23 protein-coding genes, 1 tRNA gene and 1 pseudogene are annotated in these 16,398 nt (G+C 63.0%); 17 read left to right on the plus strand and 8 right to left on the minus strand.

Features of this window, described 5'->3' with window-relative positions:
• The 3 genes and pseudogenes from QPK31_RS15240 to QPK31_RS15250 all read left to right on the plus strand — a co-directional run.
• A pseudogene (locus QPK31_RS15240) lies at positions 1-82 on the plus strand (elongation factor Tu); the annotation flags it as partial.
• A 181-nt stretch (positions 83-263) separates the two neighbouring features.
• On the plus strand, positions 264-581 hold the full coding sequence (gene rpsJ, locus QPK31_RS15245; protein WP_036209000.1) for a 30S ribosomal protein S10: 318 nt from the start codon (positions 264-266) through the stop codon (positions 579-581).
• 172 nt (positions 582-753) lie between these two features.
• A complete protein-coding gene (locus QPK31_RS15250; protein ID WP_290423788.1) occupies positions 754-1,689 on the plus strand; it encodes a hypothetical protein in 936 nt (311 codons plus the stop codon).
• On the opposite strand, the gene QPK31_RS15255 is transcribed toward QPK31_RS15250, so the two are convergent.
• From QPK31_RS15255 to QPK31_RS15290, 8 genes are all read right to left on the minus strand, one after another.
• Positions 1,686-2,360 (minus strand): hypothetical protein, encoded by a 675-nt coding sequence (locus QPK31_RS15255; RefSeq protein ID WP_290423789.1) that lies wholly within the window; start codon positions 2,358-2,360, stop codon positions 1,686-1,688. The two genes, QPK31_RS15250 and QPK31_RS15255, sit on opposite strands and share 4 nt — an antisense overlap.
• A 91-nt stretch (positions 2,361-2,451) precedes the next feature.
• On the minus strand, positions 2,452-3,714 hold the full coding sequence (locus QPK31_RS15260) for a TerD family protein (protein WP_290423790.1): 1,263 nt from the start codon (positions 3,712-3,714) through the stop codon (positions 2,452-2,454).
• Entirely contained in the window at positions 3,711-4,634 is a 924-nt protein-coding gene (locus QPK31_RS15265) for an HpcH/HpaI aldolase/citrate lyase family protein (protein ID WP_290423791.1), read from the minus strand. Before QPK31_RS15265 ends, QPK31_RS15260 begins: the two co-directional genes overlap by 4 nt.
• On the minus strand, positions 4,627-5,718 hold the full coding sequence (locus QPK31_RS15270; protein ID WP_290423792.1) for a cysteine protease StiP family protein: 1,092 nt from the start codon (positions 5,716-5,718) through the stop codon (positions 4,627-4,629). The genes QPK31_RS15265 and QPK31_RS15270 overlap by 8 nt, the downstream gene beginning before the upstream one ends.
• Positions 5,715-6,467, minus strand: coding sequence for an HAD hydrolase family protein (locus QPK31_RS15275; RefSeq protein ID WP_290423793.1), 753 nt, complete (start codon positions 6,465-6,467; stop codon positions 5,715-5,717). The genes QPK31_RS15270 and QPK31_RS15275 overlap by 4 nt, the downstream gene beginning before the upstream one ends.
• Positions 6,445-7,629, minus strand: a complete 1,185-nt coding sequence (locus QPK31_RS15280; RefSeq protein WP_290423794.1) for a phosphoribosyltransferase domain-containing protein — start codon at positions 7,627-7,629, stop codon at positions 6,445-6,447. The genes QPK31_RS15275 and QPK31_RS15280 overlap by 23 nt, the downstream gene beginning before the upstream one ends.
• Positions 7,626-8,705 carry an ATP-grasp domain-containing protein gene (locus QPK31_RS15285; RefSeq protein WP_308633799.1) on the minus strand — a complete coding sequence of 360 codons (1,080 nt, stop codon included), beginning with the start codon at positions 8,703-8,705 and terminating at the stop codon, positions 7,626-7,628. Before QPK31_RS15285 ends, QPK31_RS15280 begins: the two co-directional genes overlap by 4 nt.
• 37 nt (positions 8,706-8,742) lie before the next feature.
• On the minus strand, positions 8,743-9,318 hold the full coding sequence (locus tag QPK31_RS15290) for a TerD family protein (protein WP_290423795.1): 576 nt from the start codon (positions 9,316-9,318) through the stop codon (positions 8,743-8,745).
• A gap of 482 nt (positions 9,319-9,800) precedes the next feature.
• Here QPK31_RS15290 and QPK31_RS15295 point away from each other — a divergent pair.
• The 14 genes from QPK31_RS15295 to rplE all read left to right on the plus strand — a co-directional run bounded on the left by QPK31_RS15295 (position 9,801) and on the right by rplE (position 16,395).
• Positions 9,801-9,877 (plus strand) — tRNA-Val (locus QPK31_RS15295).
• 277 nt (positions 9,878-10,154) lie between these two features.
• Positions 10,155-10,811 carry a 50S ribosomal protein L3 gene (gene rplC, locus QPK31_RS15300; protein ID WP_229437773.1) on the plus strand — a complete coding sequence of 219 codons (657 nt, stop codon included), beginning with the start codon at positions 10,155-10,157 and terminating at the stop codon, positions 10,809-10,811.
• Positions 10,812-10,813: 2 nt separating this feature from the next.
• On the plus strand, positions 10,814-11,434 hold the full coding sequence (rplD, locus tag QPK31_RS15305) for a 50S ribosomal protein L4 (RefSeq protein WP_229437772.1): 621 nt from the start codon (positions 10,814-10,816) through the stop codon (positions 11,432-11,434).
• On the plus strand, positions 11,431-11,748 hold the full coding sequence (gene rplW / locus QPK31_RS15310) for a 50S ribosomal protein L23 (RefSeq protein WP_229437771.1): 318 nt from the start codon (positions 11,431-11,433) through the stop codon (positions 11,746-11,748). The genes rplD and rplW overlap by 4 nt, the downstream gene beginning before the upstream one ends.
• Positions 11,748-12,575, plus strand: coding sequence for a 50S ribosomal protein L2 (rplB, locus tag QPK31_RS15315; protein ID WP_290423796.1), 828 nt, complete (start codon positions 11,748-11,750; stop codon positions 12,573-12,575). The genes rplW and rplB overlap by 1 nt, the downstream gene beginning before the upstream one ends.
• A gap of 9 nt (positions 12,576-12,584) precedes the next feature.
• Positions 12,585-12,860 (plus strand): 30S ribosomal protein S19, encoded by a 276-nt coding sequence (gene rpsS, locus QPK31_RS15320; protein WP_229437769.1) that lies wholly within the window; start codon positions 12,585-12,587, stop codon positions 12,858-12,860.
• Complete coding sequence (gene rplV, locus QPK31_RS15325) at positions 12,857-13,189, plus strand: 50S ribosomal protein L22 (protein WP_210735950.1); 333 nt, start codon at positions 12,857-12,859, stop codon at positions 13,187-13,189. Before rpsS ends, rplV begins: the two co-directional genes overlap by 4 nt.
• Before the next feature lie 10 nt (positions 13,190-13,199).
• Positions 13,200-14,030, plus strand: a complete 831-nt coding sequence (gene rpsC / locus QPK31_RS15330) for a 30S ribosomal protein S3 (protein ID WP_229437768.1) — start codon at positions 13,200-13,202, stop codon at positions 14,028-14,030.
• Positions 14,031-14,032: 2 nt separating this feature from the next.
• Positions 14,033-14,452, plus strand: a complete 420-nt coding sequence (gene rplP / locus QPK31_RS15335) for a 50S ribosomal protein L16 (protein ID WP_005663456.1) — start codon at positions 14,033-14,035, stop codon at positions 14,450-14,452.
• Positions 14,453-14,464: 12 nt separating this feature from the next.
• Positions 14,465-14,656 carry a 50S ribosomal protein L29 gene (gene rpmC, locus QPK31_RS15340; RefSeq protein WP_027867254.1) on the plus strand — a complete coding sequence of 64 codons (192 nt, stop codon included), beginning with the start codon at positions 14,465-14,467 and terminating at the stop codon, positions 14,654-14,656.
• Positions 14,653-14,925: a 30S ribosomal protein S17 gene (rpsQ, locus tag QPK31_RS15345; protein WP_229437767.1), complete on the plus strand. Its 273-nt coding sequence runs from the start codon at positions 14,653-14,655 to the stop codon at positions 14,923-14,925. Before rpmC ends, rpsQ begins: the two co-directional genes overlap by 4 nt.
• Positions 14,926-15,158: 233 nt before the next feature.
• On the plus strand, positions 15,159-15,527 hold the full coding sequence (rplN, locus tag QPK31_RS15350; RefSeq protein WP_005663451.1) for a 50S ribosomal protein L14: 369 nt from the start codon (positions 15,159-15,161) through the stop codon (positions 15,525-15,527).
• A 9-nt stretch (positions 15,528-15,536) separates the two neighbouring features.
• Complete coding sequence (gene rplX / locus QPK31_RS15355; RefSeq protein ID WP_136219936.1) at positions 15,537-15,851, plus strand: 50S ribosomal protein L24; 315 nt, start codon at positions 15,537-15,539, stop codon at positions 15,849-15,851.
• A gap of 4 nt (positions 15,852-15,855) precedes the next feature.
• Positions 15,856-16,395, plus strand: coding sequence for a 50S ribosomal protein L5 (rplE, locus tag QPK31_RS15360; protein WP_290423797.1), 540 nt, complete (start codon positions 15,856-15,858; stop codon positions 16,393-16,395).
• The last annotated feature ends 3 nt before the right edge of the window (positions 16,396-16,398 follow it).

A 16,398-nucleotide genomic window follows, 5' to 3' on the forward strand; every position in this document is an offset into this window, starting at 1 on the left:
GATGGAAGAAGGCCTGCGCTTCGCAATCCGCGAAGGCGGCCGTACCGTCGGCGCCGGCGTGGTTGCCAAGATCATCGCCTAATTAGCGTTTGATCTGCCGGTGGGATGAACGTCCCGCCGGCACAACAAGAGGGGCAGAACTTCGGTTCTGCCCCTCTGCTTCATCCCGGAACGGTGATATACTTCCGCTCCTTTGCAGCATCGTAGTACCTGACAAATCATTGCCGGCCTCAAACCGGTTCGCTCTTTTCTAAGGAAATCGCATGTCCGCTCCAAACCAGAAAATCCGCATCCGCCTGAAAGCGTTCGACTACAAGCTGATCGACCAGTCCGCACTGGAAATCGTCGACACCGCCAAGCGCACCGGCGCTGTGGTCAAGGGCCCGGTTCCACTGCCAACCCGCATTCAGCGTTTCGACATCCTGCGTTCGCCGCACGTCAACAAGACCTCGCGCGACCAGTTCGAAATCCGTACGCACCAGCGCCTGATGGACATCGTCGATCCTACCGACAAGACCGTTGACGCACTGATGAAGCTGGACCTGCCAGCTGGCGTCGACGTCGAAATCAAACTGCAGTAATCGCGATTTCGCCGCTGGTGGAATAATCTGCCAGTGACAAATAATCGGGGCCGGAAGGGTCCGCCGAAAGGCGGCACTTTCCGGCCCCGATGCTTTTCCGGCTCGCCACATTGCCGAACGCCAAGCGTGTTAAGCTTCATGCAATGATTTCTTGACACGCACGGAGAACGACATGGACGGGCAGGGAGCAGTAGAACGCGTTTTCGCCGAAAAAATCACCTGGCTGCAGGACACCAACTGGTGGCGGATGCTGGGTTATGCCTACCTCGTCTTCATCTTCGGGCGCCTGGCGATGATCGTCCTTCCCGCCGCGCTCCAGCCCTTCCTCGACAAGCCGCTGTTCGTGCTGCCGCTGCTGCTGATCGTGGCCAAGGACCTGGCCGGCATTCCCGATTTCAAACAGCGCATGCGCCGCGCGTCGCGCACGGGTACGCCGTGGAGCGAGCGTGTGGGCGCCGCGTTTCCGCCCGAGTTCCTGGCCCTGTACCGGCTCGATCGCGCGATGCGCCAGGCCTTTTTCGCCTGGATGCGCCGCAAGCCGCACGCGCCGCGTCCAGCCGGCACCGTGCTGACCTATACGGAACGTGGTTCTTACTCGACCGTGCTGGCAATTGCCGTCTTCTGCGCCTGCATCGAACTGCCGATCGACGCCGCGATTGCCTCGCTCTTCATCGACAACCCACAGGTTCGCAGCATCCTGCACGTGTGCTCGCTGCTGTCCGCGGCGTCGATCCTGATGTATGTGGCGGCCGACCGCTGGCTGGTGCGCGGCGCCAAGGGGCATGTGCTCACCGGCGATGCGCTCGACCTGTCGATCGGCGCGCGCGCGTCGGGCCTGATTCCCCTGGGCGCGATCGAGAGCATGGAAAGCATTGGCGACAAGCCGGAGCAGTGGTGCAAGCGCCATGGCGTGGCCCAGCGCGACACGGTGACGATGTCGCCTTTCGACGCGCCGAACGTGGTACTGCGCCTGCGCCCGGGCTATTCCCGACCGGTGACGATCAGCACTTACCAGCGCGAGAAAACGGCGCCAACCCATGTGTTCCTGTACCTGGACCGGCCGGAGTTGCTGGACGCCGCCCTGAAGCGCGCCGCGCCGCCGATCTAAGCCGACATGGGCGGCGCGGCCCGGACGCCGTGTGCTTCGAGATGGGCCTCGAAGGCGGCGGATGGCGCGTGCAGGAGAAGGCAATCGGGTGTCTCGGCCGTTTCCGTCTTGAACAGCAAGGTGAAGTGTTCCCCGCTGTGGCGCCAGCCCGTCAGCGTGCGCTCCCAGACAAGGTCGCGGCGTTCATCCCCGATGCGCACATAAACAGCCCGGCTTCCGTCCAGCGCGTATTGCGCTTCGAACGGCGCGGCCTTGCGCGCCTGCCGCAGCAGGGCGCGCGCATGGATGCGGGCCATCGTCCCGGCGATCGCGCTGCGCGGGGGCCGCGCGGTATAGCGGTCGACCCAGGCGGCCCAGCGCCGGTGGGGAAACCAGGCGACGGCCAATCCCGCCACGCACAAGGCAAGATCCGCCTCGCGGCTCGCCAACAGATGTGCGCCTGCCGCCGCATCCAGTACGAAGAACAGGCCGGCAAGCGACAGCAGGGACAAGCCGACCGCCCAGGCGCGCGAGCCGACCACGCGCAGCAGGCGCCATTCGGCGAACGCGGTGCCATGCCGCATCGGGCGCGGGCGCCACGCCAGCGCGCGCCGTGCAAACGCCGCCGACATCCGGGCATGCAGCACCGTTTCCAGCTCGCGCTGGGTACGGTCGAGAAAGGCGGCGTCCACGTGCGTCGACAAACGCAGCGGCGCGGCGCCCTCCGGCCCTGGCGTCACCATCCGAAGCCGGACCTTTCCGATGGTGTCGTATCGTCCACCGCTAGTCCTTGCTGCCGGTCTTCCAGCGCAAGCCGAAGCCGAAGCGCTGGTCCATCAGCTCGTGCGCGCTGGTGCGGCCCTGCTGCTCGAAGTACTCGACCATCTTGGTCACCTGCAGGCGTCCGCCCTGGTTCTCGATCATGGCGATCGCGCACATCATCTGGCGCCCGCCCTGGTCCAGTCTCACCTCGATCGGCGCCTGGTTCGGTACCGCCACCGTCACCACGCCGTCGGTGGCCGACCAGTTCGGCACGCCTTCGTAGATGAAGGAGAAGATCAGGGCGCGGCGGATCTGGTCGAACTGGTCGCCGTTGATCCACAGGTTTTCGCCGCCGGTGGCAGCGCCGGTGCGGTCGTCGGCATCGAGCTTGATGTAGGGGAGTCCGTCGTAGTCGCCCCAGGCATTGCCGAGCGCCTGCACCAGGCCCTTGCGGCCGTCGGCCAGCTCGAACATGCAGCCGAGATCCAGGTCGATGCCGCCGCCCGGACGGCGCGGCCGGCCTGCGTTACCCAGCGCGCCAGTAATGCGGCCCAGGAAGCCGGTTTTTTCGGGCGTGGGTGCCGGCGTCGGTGAAATCGACGACTGGTTCCAGTTCAGGTTCACATGAATGCGGCCGTAGCCGCGGCCGGCCGCCTTGTCGAGCGAGACTTTGTCGCCGCGCTTTTCCAGCGTAATCTTCGAGAGCGAGACTTTTGGCGTGGCGGGGGCTGCCGGGGCTGCGGGAGCAGGGGCAGATGTCGGCGATGCGGGCTTGGCCTCGGTGCCACCGAAGTGCGCCAGCAGCGCCGACAGCCCGCCATTGAAGCCCTGGCCCACGGCGCCGAAGCGCCACTGGCCGTCGCGCCGGTACAGCTCCGCCACGATCACCGCCTTTTCGTCGCCGAAGTCGCTGCCGCTCCACGGGAAGCGCAGCGCGCCGCCGCCCAGGGTCAGCGCACTGGCACCCAGCGCGCGCATGGTCTGGGCGCCGTCGATGGCGGCCACGAAGACCAGCTTGGCGATCGTGCCCGGCAGGGCGTCGAGGTTCACGTCGAAGCTGGCGCGGCTGCCGGAGAGCGCGAGGCGCACGGCGTCGCCCGGGCTGGCCAGCTGGTTGTAGAAGACCATGTAGCGGTCATCCGAGAGTTTATCTGCGCTGTCCAGGCCGAAGCAGGACACGTCGACCGACATGCCCGGGGCATTGATGTCGATCTCGACCGGGAAGCGGGCGCCGAGCCCGAGGTCCGCCAGCTTGCCTTTCTGGCCGCGTGCAAATGTCGTCATGAGTTTTCCTTTTCGATAAAGGCGGCCGGCCAGCCCGGCGCCTCGGTGGGATCGGATCCGAACAGGTGCGATTGCGCGACCATGCGCTCGGCCCAGGCGCGGTGCGTGGCCACTTCGCACATCGAGTCGTGCATCTTGAAGACGGCCGGGCTGTTCGGGTCGAGGATGGCGCGCGCCGCTTCCAGGTCTTGCGGTTTCACTTTGTAGTGGGCCTCGATCGGCGCGATCTGGGTCGGGTGGATGGCGGTCTTGCCGACCATGCCGTAGGCCAGGTCTTCCTGCACTTCCTGGTCCAGCAGCTCGGGCAAATCCAGGTGCTCGAACACCGGCGCCGTCAGCGCAAAGCCGTAAGGGCGGAAGATGGTCACCAGCCTGGCGATGGTCGGGCCCAGCGGCGTACGGTAGATCGTCATGCCGCGCGGACGCCGCAGGCCGAGCAGGGCCAGCAAATCGTTGCCGCCGATGCGCAGCGCCAGGATGCGTTTGCGGATGCCCGGCGACTGCAGCAGCTCGCGGAAGGCTTCCATTTCGCTTTCGCTGAACACCTCGGCCGTCTCCAGCGTCGGCATCAGCATGTGGTCGGTGCCACGCACCAGCTTCACGTAGGCCTCGAGGTTGTGGCGGGTGGCTTTCGGGATCACGAAGCCGGTCAGCTTGTGGGCGCCCTTCATGGCCAGCACGCGCGCCAGCACGTCCGGGTTGCGCACGCGTACAAAACGGTCGGCCGTGACCTCCGGCCGCATGTTCTCCAGCACCACGGCGAGGTTGAACAGCGCCCAGCTCAGTTCGCGGTCCGCCACCGCGTCCTCGGTGCAGAAGATCAGCGAGCGCGCGCCCGGCAGCTTGTCGCCGTTGGCGATGTCGAGCAGGTGTTTATGGTTGGCCGGCACGTACAGCGACGCGCCCATCGATTTATGCATCCGATGCACTCCTGATCAGGGATACAGCTTGGTAGGGCAGGGCAGGGTCGACCTCGACCGCCACCCCTTTTTCTTCGGCTAGCAGGCGCAGGTGCGCCGTGGCGGCCGCTTGCGCGTCGCGCAGCACCAGCAGGCGCGGTGCGCGGCGCAGCAGCACGCGGGTCGCTTCGCCGATGCCGGGTTTGACGAGATTGACGTCGGCGATGCCGTAGGCGTGCATCGCGGCGGCGAGATAGGCGCGCGAACGTTCGGCGGCGGCTTGCGTATCGATCGCCTGTGCTTCGGCGGGCGCGCTGTCTGCCAGCGCCAGCGCCTGGGCTTCCACCCCATCGACAAAGGCGCGCGAGCGGTCGTGCGGCGCGAAATCGCTGTACAGCACGCAGCCATGGAAGTCGTCCGGGCCGATGGCGTCGTTCAGCACCGAGCGGCTGACCAGGCCCGAGACCGTCGCGTTCAGGATGCTCGACGGGATCAGGTAATCCTCGCAGGAGGCAGCGCAGGCGGCGCTGCCGGCCAGGTCGGACAGCACGTGCAGGCCGCTGTCGATGGCGGTGCCGTGCCGTGCGTTGAAGCGCTCGATGGAAGCGGCCAGTTCGCGTGCGATCACGCCCTTGCCGGTCCAGCCGTCGACGAAGACGATGGATTCGGGCGCGTGGCCCCCGGCCAGGATGTGGCGCAGGGCGTTGGCGTCGATGCCACGGTCGCGCACGATGGAAACCGAGTAGTGGATGGCGTCGCGGCCATGCACGCGCGCGAGCAGGCGCTTGAGGACCACGCCAATCGGCGTGCCGCCGCGCGCCAGCGACACCAGCGTCACGGGCCCGGTGCGACGTGCGGCAATCAGGCCGGCCAGGGTCAGGCAGTCGCGCGCCATGCGTTCGCCGTTGGCCACGCAGGCCGCTTCGAATACGGCTTCGTAGCGCGCGGAGGGCAGGCGCTCGGGCGACAGCATCTCGCTGTAGTGGCGCTTGCCCGACTGGATCAGGCGCTCCTTCTCGGCCACATCCGTAACGAAGTCGGCCAGCGGCAGCGGCTTGAGCAAGAAGGTGACGTCGGCGCCCGCATAGCTGCCGGAGAAGCTCACAGCGCCTCCACGGTCAGTTTCGACAGCTGCGTGCGCCGCGGGATGATGGCGTAGTCGCAGTCGGCCATGAAGCGCGCATCCGAGCGGCTGTCGCCCATGCCGAAGGTGATGATGTCGGCGTGCTCGCGGCGCAGGCGCTCGGCGATGTAGGCCACCGCGTTCGCCTTGTCGAGCGAGGTTGGCAGGATCGCCAGGTTGTTGCCGTTGCGGTGCACGCAGTAGTCGCCATGGCCGTCCGCGATCCAGGGCCGCACCACCTCGTCCTCGATCGGCGTCAGGTTGGCCACGATCTTGTCCGGGTCCTTGACGACGATGAAGAAGGGTGTGCCGGCATCCTCGACCAGGCGTGCGCGCCCCTTGAAGCCGGTGCGCACGGCGTGCGCGTTGATGCGTGCGCCCAGCTGCTGCAGGCCGGGCAGGGCGGCGCTCATCTTTTCGTGCATGCGCGCCTGCCAGTCGCTGTCGATGCTGCCGTCCGGCTGCAGGATCACGCCGCCGAAATTCAGGATCGCGTAGCTGCTGAAACCCAGGTTCACGCGGCGGAAGGCGTCGATGCTGCGCGCCGTGGTCGGGATCACCGTCATGCCTTCGCTGGCAAAGGCGAAAAAGGCGCGCTGGGCGGGCGTGGTCAAGGAACAGACGCTGCCGTTGGCGTAATACGCGGCCGGCTCCAGGTTCTCGCGCACCGCGCATTTTTCCAGGGTCTGGAACAGGGTGTCGTCCAGGTCAGCGAACAGGAACTTCTTCAACGTGGTCCTCGGAATGATAGTGGAACAGGCGCGCGCCGAGCTGGCCGGCGACATCGCGCAGCGCGGCATTCGGCGGCGTCTCGTGGCAGACCAGCACCTGGTCGTACTGGCCGGGTGCCACGTTGTACAGGTAGTTGGCGATGCCTTCGCCGTAGTTGTCGGGGAAGGTCAATGCGTGCGCCACGGCGCCCCAGGTCAGGATGGGCGAGCGCGTGGTCGACTGCACCACCACGTCCAGGCCGCGCGCTTCCAGTGCCGCGCCGAGCAGGGTCGAGGCGTGCATGAATTCGCCGGTGCCGAGTACCAGCACCTTCGCATCGGGTGCGATGGTGTCGCCCAGCCGCGCTGCCAGCGCTTGCGGCGACCGCAGGGCGCGTGACAGGCCCAGGCGGCCGAAACCGGGATGGGCGCCGCGTTCGGCCCCGGCGTCGTAACGCTGGGCCGGCGCGGCATCCACCGGGATCTCATTCGGCGCGAAGCGGTATTCGCCTTCGATCAGCGCACCCATGGTGGTCGGGATGCCGAAGCGCGCCGTCAAACCTTCGGTGGCGGCAGCGCCCATGAAGTTCACGATCACGCTCAGGTGCACGCGTTCGACGGACGGGTTCAGGCGCCGGCAAGCCGCGGCCAGGTTGACGAAGGTGTTGCCGGTGCTGGCTTCGTCGTCGACCAGCACGATGCTGCGCGCTCCCAGCAGCAGGGCGCGTTCATGTTCGCCGGCCGGCATGTGCAGGAACTGGCGCGGCGCGTGGCTGTGCGCTTCCTCGAATTCGATGATGTCGCCACTCCCCACGCGGTAGCGCGTGGTGTGCACGAACAGGGCTTCGCGGCCCGGGTTCGCGCGCAGCCAGGCTTCGAATACGCCCTGGCCCAGGCCGATGGCCGTTTCGGCCATGGCGATGAACAGCACCGGGCCTTCGCTGGCGGGGACGTCGGCTGCCAGGCGCTCGTGCACGGCCAGCATCGTCGATGGCTTGACGGGCCAGTGCTTGCCCAGCACCTTGCTCAGGAAAAGGAAGCCGCGCTTGGCATTGGCGCGCGCGGCAAAGCCGAGCAGGTCGTCGAGTTCGTGTGCGCCCTTGTCGAGCGTGACGTCGAGCCGGCCGGTCGGCAGGTCGGCGCCGCGCTTGGCGCTGAGGCCCGGATCGCTGCGCGCGTTCATGCCAGCTCCACGGCGTGCGACAGTTCGCCCACGCGCATGCCGTTGCGTACTTCCGCCACCGCGACCTTGTCGAAGCCGTCGGCAAAGCCGCGCAAGGCGATGTAGGGCAGGTTGGGGCCGGCCACGCAGGCCATGGCTATGCCGCCCGACATGCGCGGGTTGATCTCGAGCAGGCGTGCTTTGCCGCCGGCTTCGCGGAACTGCACGTTGAAGTAGCCGTTCAGGCCGTAGCTGCGCGCCAGGCTGGCGGTGGCGTCGAGGATGTCGGTGCGCTGGTCGATGCGCTGGCCGCTTCCTGATTGCGCCGACTTGCGGCGCGCCACGGCCGCCACCAGGCGCCCGTTGTCGCCCACGCAGTCGACGCTGTATTCGCGTCCGTCCAGGTATTCCATCAGCAGCATGGTGCGGAACTGGCCCATGGCGGGCAGGGCGCGGCGGAAGTCATCCAGCGAGACATGGTATTCGGCGCCGGCCAGCAGCAGTTCGGCGCTGCTGCGGGTCTCGTCGAGGATGGCGAAGCCGAGGCCGTAGATCGAATGCGAAGGCTTCACGCACAGTTTGGCGTGGCGGCGGCGCAGGGCGTCGTAGGCGGCCTCGAATTCGGCGGCGTTCTCGAAGCGGCGGAACTCGGCCACCGGGGCTTCGGGCAGCACGGCTTCCTCGTAGAAGCGGGCCTTGTCGTGGATGAATTGCAGGGTCTCGGCGGAGGCGGTGCTGAGCATGCGCGTGCCGATGGCCTCGAAACGTTCCTGGGCGCCGGCCAGCAGGGTGGCTTCGCGTCCGGGGACGAAGATGTCGATCTGCTGCTCGCGGCAGAAGGCGAGGCACCAGTCGACGTATTGTTCGGGTTCCAGGCCGGTTGGCTCGGAGTGGAATGCATGGGCCAGGCGTGCGGCCGGCGTGTGGGGATTGGGATTGCTGTGGACGATGTGGAAGCGTCCATCGGTGTCGTCGCGGCGGATCAGGTCGATCGCGGCGTAGACGGACGAGAACGTACGGTTGAACCAGACGCGCATGAAGTCCTTCTTGTAGCAGGTAAAAGCTGCCCCGCACAGGGGCGGGGCGAGGGCAGGCATCAGGTGACGATGCCTGCAATCCGGTCCGGATGTCGAATCAGACGTTGACGCCGAACGAGCGTGCGAGTGGGCCCAGGCCGCCGTTGTAGCCCTGGCCGACGGCGCGGAACTTCCAGTCGCCGCCTGCGCGGTACAGTTCGCCGAAGATCATCGCGGTTTCGGTCGAGCTGTCTTCCGACAGGTCGTAGCGGGCGATCTCGCCGTTGGTGCCGGCGTTGACGCAGCGGATGAAGGCCTTGCCGATCATGCCGAAGTTCTGGCGGCGCGCTTCGGCGTCGTGGATGGTGACGCAGAACGAGATCTTCTCGACGTCGGCTGGCACGCGGGTCAGGTCGACGACCAGGGTTTCATCGTCGCCGTCGCCCTGGCCGGTGGTGTTGTCGCCGTTGTGGAGGACCGAGCCGTCGGTGGACTTCAGGTTGTTATAGAAGATGAAGTCGGCGTCGCCGCGCACCTTGGCGTCGGACTTGAGCATGAAGGCGCTGCCGTCGAGGTCGAATGCGGCGCCGTCGGTGGAGCGCGGGTCCCAGCCCAGGCCGATGAGGACCTTGGTGAGGTTCGGTGCTTCCTTGCTGAGGTTGACGTTGCCGCCTTTTTGCAAGCTGATTGCCATTACAAACCCTTTCAGTTGGATGAAGAATGTTCGTGGAGTCCGCCGTGGCGTGCCGGGCGGGATGGTGTTCGCCTCGGCAGCCAATATAGGCGTTAATTGCACGATTGTACATAAGGGGGCTTATGGCAGGCTTAGGGAGGGATTTCGAAGGTTATATATGCATGCGTTCGTGGGGCTGTTGCCTGTGCCTGTACCGGTATGCATGATCCGCGTGGGCACGAGTGCCCACCCTACGGGACACGTCAGGTATCCGGGGTTCGTGAGATCCACCGTCCGTTGCAATCGACACGCTGCGTGTCCGGGTTTCGTATGAACTCGCCGATGACCGTGACCGTAGGGTGGGCACCCGTGCCCACGCGGATTCAACAGGCCAATAACAGTACAGGCAACAGCCCCGATGACGCCCGCGATCCAACACCCACGCACATCCGCAAACTCAGCTATTGCATTCTCCTCAAACCCTTCGTATAATGCGGCTCCCCGGGCGGTTAGTTCAGTTGGTTAGAATACTTGGTCGACATCCAAGGGGTCGCAGGTTCGAATCCTGCACCGCCCACCAAAGACACTTCAAACATGCGCGGAACCCTTCGCGGTTCTGCAGAGAAAAGGCGCCAAGGTGCCTTTTCTGTGCTGGTCAGCTAGACCAGATTCCTTCTTCTCCACGCTACTGCGAAAAATGCGCAACAAGGGTTCACATACCCCCGATTATCTTGTTGCGTCAAGCCCCTTTGCGCGCTATACTAGCCGGCTTCGGTATGGATTAGTCTTTTTCGATCCGTACTTTTTCCTAGTAGTTAAACAACCCCCGCCCAATCGTAGGTGGGAATGGAGAAAAAATGAGCCTGGGCCTTCTCGGTCGCAAGGTTGGCATGATGCGCATCTTCACGGATGACGGGGACTCGATCCCAGTCACCGTGCTCGACGTATCGAACAACCGTGTCGCGCAAATCAAAACTCCTGAAACCGACGGCTATGCCGCAGTTCAGGTCGCATTCGGTCAACGTCGCGCTTCCCGCGTGACCAAGGCTGTTGCGGGTCACCACGCCAAAGCTGGTGTGGAAGCCGGTACGATGCTGAAGGAATTCCGCGTCGAAGCCGCCAAAGCCGCCGAACTCAAAACCGGCGACACCGTGAATGTTTCGCTGTTCGAAGTGGGCCAGAAAATCGACGTGCAAGGCACCTCGATCGGTAAGGGCTACGCCGGTACCATCAAGCGTTACAACTTCTCGTCGGGTCGTCAGACCCACGGTAACTCGCGTTCGCACAACGTTCCTGGCTCCATCGGTATGGCGCAGGATCCGGGCCGCGTGTTCCCTGGCAAGCGCATGACCGGTCACATGGGCGACGTTACCGTCACCACCCAGAACCTGGAAATCGCGCGTATCGACGCTGAGCGTCAACTGCTGCTGGTGAAGGGTGCCGTTCCTGGCGCCAAGAACGGCCAAGTGGTTGTCAAGCCAGCCGTCAAAGTCAAAGCCAAGAAGGGAGCTTAATTATGGAACTTCAGCTCCTGAATGAGCAAGGTCAAGCCGGCGCCGCTGTTGCAGCTACCGATGAAGTCTTCGGCCGCGAATACAACGAAGCCCTGATTCACCAGGTCGTGGTCGCCTACGCTGCCAACGCACGTAGCGGTAACCGCAAGCAGAAAGACCGTGAAGAAGTCAGCCACACCACCAAGAAGCCATGGCGCCAAAAAGGCACCGGCCGCGCTCGTGCTGGTATGTCGTCGTCGCCTCTGTGGCGCGGCGGTGGTCGTATCTTCCCGAACTCGCCTGACGAAAACTTCACCCACAAAGTGAACAAGAAGATGTTCCGCGCAGGTATCTGCTCGATCTTCTCGCAGCTGGCCCGCGAAGGCCGCCTGGTCGTCATCGAGAACCTGTCGATCGAAGCACCGAAGACCAAGCTGCTGTCGCAAAAGCTGCAGGGCATGGGCCTCGAATCGGTCCTGGTGATCACCGACACCATCGAAGAAAACCTGCTGCTGGCCTCGCGTAACCTGCCGAACGTGCTGGTTGTCGAGCCTAAAGCTGCCGACCCGATGTCGCTGGTGTTCTACAAAAAAGTCCTGGTCACGAAAGCTGCTCTGGCCAAGATCGAGGAGATGTACGCATGAGCACCGCAATCAAATTCAGCGAAGAGCGCCTGATGAAGGTGCTGCTGGCTCCGGTCATTTCCGAGAAGGCTACCTTCATCGCCGAAAAGAACGAGCAGATCGTGTTCAAGGTCCTGCCTGACGCGACCAAGCCAGAAATCAAGGCTGCCGTCGAACTGCTGTTCAAGGTCGAAGTGGAATCGGTGCAAACCGTGAACCGCGAAGGCAAGCAAAAGCGTTCGGGCCGTTTCAACGGTCGTCGCAACCACACCAAGCGCGCTTTCGTGTGCCTGAAGCCAGGCCAGGAAATCAATTTTGTCGAGGAGGCTAAATAATGGCACTCGTTAAGATGAAGCCAACCTCCCCAGGCCGCCGCGGCATGGTGAAAGTTGTGAACAGCGACCTGTACAAGGGCCGTCCGTTCGCAGCACTGGTTGAAAAGAAATCGAAGACCGCCGGCCGTAACAACAACGGTCACATCACCACCCGCCACATCGGCGGTGGCCACAAGCATCACTACCGTCTGGTCGACTTCAAGCGCCAGAAGGACGGCATTCCTGCCAAGGTCGAGCGTATCGAATACGACCCGAACCGTAGCGCGCACATCGCACTGCTGTGCTACGCCGACGGTCACCGTGCGTACATCATTGCCACCAAGGGCATGGCTGTCGGCGACAGCGTGATGAACGGTTCGGAAGCGCCGATCAAGTCGGGCAACTGCCTGCCGATCCGCAACATCCCGATCGGTACCATCATGCACTGCGTCGAAATGCTGCCAGGTAAGGGTGCCCAGATGGCCCGTACCGCCGGCGCCGGCGTCGTCCTGATGGCCCGTGAAGGCACCTACGCCCAGGTTCGCCTGCGCTCGGGTGAAGTCCGTCGCGTGCACATCGAATGCCGTGCAACCGTGGGTGAAGTCGGCAACGCCGAACACAGCCTGCGCAAGATCGGTAAAGCTGGTGCGATGCGCTGGCGCGGTGTTCGTCCTACCGTTCGCGGTGTGGTCATGAACCCGATCGACCACCCGCACGGTGGTGGTGAAGGCCGTACGGCAGCTGGTCGCCATCCGGTGTCGCCATGGGGTCAACAGACCAAGGGCAAGAAGACGCGTTCGAACAAGCGCACTTCGTCGATGATCGTCTCGCGCCGCGGCAAGAAATAAGGATAAATCATGACTCGTTCATTGAAAAAAGGGCCGTTCGTTGACGCCCACCTGGTGAAAAAAGTCGAGACCGCGCAAGCGACCAAAGACAAGAAGCCAGTCAAAACCTGGTCGCGCCGCTCGACGATCACTCCTGACTTCATCGGTCTGACGATCGCTGTCCACAACGGCAAGCTGCACGTGCCGGTGTACGTCTCGGAGAACATGGTCGGCCACAAGCTCGGCGAATTCGCGCTGACCCGTACGTTCAAGGGCCACGCCGCTGACAAGAAGGCGAAAAAATAATGGAAACTAAAGCTATCCTCAAAGGCGTGCGCCTGTCGGAACAAAAAGGCCGCCTGGTGGCCGACATGATCCGCGGCAAGAAAGTTGACGCAGCACTCAACATTCTGCAGTTCAGCCCGAAAAAGGGCGCGACGATCATCAAGAAGGTTCTCGAGTCGGCAATCGCCAACGCGGAACACAATGATGGCGCCGACATCGACGAGCTGAAAGTCGTTCAGATCTACGTCGAAAAGGGCCCGATCCTGAAGCGCTTCACTGCTCGTGCAAAAGGCCGCGGCGATCGCATTTCGAAACAATCCTGTCACGTCTACGTGACTGTCGGTAACTAAGGAGCAAACGATGGGTCAGAAAATCCACCCAACCGGCTTCCGCCTGGCGGTCACCCGTAACTGGGCATCGCGCTGGTACGCTGGCAACGGCAACTTCGCCGACATGCTGAAGGAAGACCTGGAAGCACGTACCTTCCTGAAGAAGAAGCTGAAGAACGCTTCGGTCGGTCGCATCGTCATCGAGCGTCCAGCCAAGAACGCGCGCTTCACCATCTACTCGTCGCGTCCTGGTGTCGTGATCGGTAAAAAAGGCGAAGACATCGAAGTGCTGAAGTCGTCGCTGACGAAGATCATGGGCGTGCCTGTGCACGTCAATATCGAAGAAATCCGCAAGCCGGAAATCGATTCGCAGCTGATCGCCGATTCGATCTCGCAGCAGCTGGAAAAGCGCATCATGTTCCGCCGCGCGATGAAGCGCGCCATGCAAAACGCCATGCGTCTGGGCGCCGTCGGCATCAAGATCATGTCGTCGGGCCGTCTGAACGGCATCGAAATCGCACGTACCGAATGGTACCGCGAAGGCCGTGTGCCTCTGCACACCCTGCGCGCCGATATCGACTACGGCACCAGCGAAGCTTCGACCACCTACGGCATCATCGGTGTCAAGGTCTGGGTCTACAAGGGCGACCGTTCGGTCACCGGCGAAGCCCCGGTCATCGACACCCCGCCGGACGAGAAGAAGCCACGCGGCCCACGTCGTGACGATGGCAAGCCATCGCGCGGCCCACGCCCGGCTGGCGGCGCCCGTCCAGGTAATGCAGCACCGACCGTGCGCGCTCGTCCAGCCGTCAAGCTGGCGACCCCGGCTGCGGCTGCACCAGCTGAAAAAGCAGGAGAATAAGCATGCTGCAACCATCGCGCAGGAAGTATCGTAAAGAGCAGAAAGGCCGTAACACCGGCATTTCGCACACCCGCGGCACCGCGGTCTCGTTCGGCGAATTCGGTCTGAAGGCAGTTGCCCGCGGCCGTATCACCGCACGCCAGATCGAGGCGGCACGTCGCGCCATGACCCGTCACATCAAGCGTGGCGGTCGTATCTGGATCCGTATCTTCCCGGACAAGCCGATCTCGAACAAGCCGGCCGAAGTCCGTATGGGTAACGGTAAAGGTAATCCGGAATACTACGTCGCTGAAATCCAGCCAGGCAAAGTCCTGTACGAGATGGACGGCGTCGCAGAAGAACTGGCGCGCGAAGCATTCCGCCTGGCCGCTGCCAAACTGCCACTGGCTACCACGTTCGTCGTGCGCCAGGTCGGCCAATAACAGGAGTTGAATATGAAAGCATCGGAACTCCGCGGCAAGGACCAGGAAGCGCTGCAAAAGGAGCTGAATGAGCTGCTGAAGGCCCAATTCGGCCTGCGCATGCAAATCGCTACCCAGCAGCTGGGCAATACCGCGCAGCTCAAGAAAGTACGTCGCGACATCGCGCGTGTGAAGACTGTGATGAACTCGAAGGAAGCCAAATGAACGACACCACTAAAACGGCGCTGAAGCGTACGCTGGTCGGCAAAGTCGTGTCCGACAAAATGGACAAGACCGTCACCGTGCTGATCGAGCGTCACGTGAAGCACCCGCTGTACGGCAAGATCATCGTGCGCTCGAACAAGTATCACGCGCACGACGAGACCAACCAGGCCAAGACCGGTGACACGGTCGAGATCTCGGAAGGTCGCCCGATCTCGAAGACGAAAGCGTGGACTGTTACCCGTGTTGTGCAAGTTGCACAGGTACTGTAAGCACTAAAAATTTGTCTTGCGTGGCCCGCTGGTATCTGGGATACTAGCGGGCTTCGTTCATGTGTTGCCGCAGTTTGTCCCCCTCGGTAACTGCGGCCTGTTCGAAGTTTATTGGAAAGTCCAATCACCCAATCGTCATGCTCCAGCAGGGGCGTGCCGGCGGGACCAAGACTGACCGCAGGCCTACGGTTTTCCGTGGGGTTTCTTCGGCTTAAGTTGGGAAAGAAAATACTATGATTCAAACTGAAAGCCGGCTCGAAGTAGCCGACAACACCGGCGCAAAAGAAGTTTTGTGCATCAAGGTGTTGGGCGGCTCCAAGCGCCGTTATGCGAGCATTGGCGACATCATCAAGGTAACCGTCAAGGTTGCCGCGCCACGTGGTCGCGTCAAAAAAGGTGAAATTTATAACGCTGTGGTTGTGCGTACCGCTAAAGGTGTGCGCCGCCAAGACGGCTCCCTGGTGAAGTTCGACGGCAATGCCGCAGTACTGCTCAACGCCAAGCTGGAACCGATCGGCACCCGTATCTTCGGACCAGTGACCCGCGAACTGCGCACTGAAAAGTTCATGAAGATCGTGTCCCTGGCACCTGAAGTACTGTAAGGAGTCGCAATGGATAAGATTCGTAAAAACGACGAAGTCATCGTTTTGGCCGGTAAAGACAAGGGCAAGCGTGGCGTGGTTTCGCGTCGCGTCGACGCCGAACACGTGATCGTCGATGGCGTGAACGTGGCCAAGAAGGCCGTCAAGCCGAACCCGATGACCGGCGTCCAAGGTGGTATCGTCGACAAGGCGATGCCGATTCACGTCTCCAACGTCGCGCTGTTCAACGCCGCGACCGGCAAGGCTGACCGCGTAGGCTTCAAAGACCAGGACGGCAAGAAAGTCCGCGTCTACAAGTCTTCCGGCGAAGAAGTGAAGGTGTAAGAACATGGCCCGTCTCCAACAATTCTACAAAGACAAAGTCGTCGCTGACCTGACCGAAAAATTCGGCTACAAGTCGGTGATGGAAGTGCCACGCCTGACCAAGATCACCCTGAACATGGGTGTTGGTGAAGCGATCGCCGACAAGAAAGTGCTCGAGCACGCTGTGGGCGACCTGACCAAGATCGCCGGCCAGAAGCCAGTGACCACCAAGTCGCGCAAGGCAATCGCAGGTTTCAAGATCCGCGAAGGCTACCCGATCGGTACCATGGTCACCCTGCGTGGCAACCGCATGTACGAGTTCCTGGACCGCTTCATCACCGTGGCCCTGCCGCGCGTGCGTGACTTCCGCGGTGTGAACGGCAAGTCGTTCGACGGTCGTGGCAACTACAACATCGGCGTCAAGGAACAGATCATCTTCCCTGAAATCGACTACGACAAGATCGACGCGCTGCGTGGCATGAACATCTCGATCACCACCACCGCTAAGACCGACGAAGAAGCCAAAGCGCTGCTCGCCGCCTTCAAATTCCCGTTCAGGAACTAAGAG

This window comes from Massilia sp. YIM B02769 (assembly GCF_030411995.1).
In the GTDB taxonomy this organism is placed as follows: Bacteria; Pseudomonadota; Gammaproteobacteria; order Burkholderiales; family Burkholderiaceae_D; genus Telluria.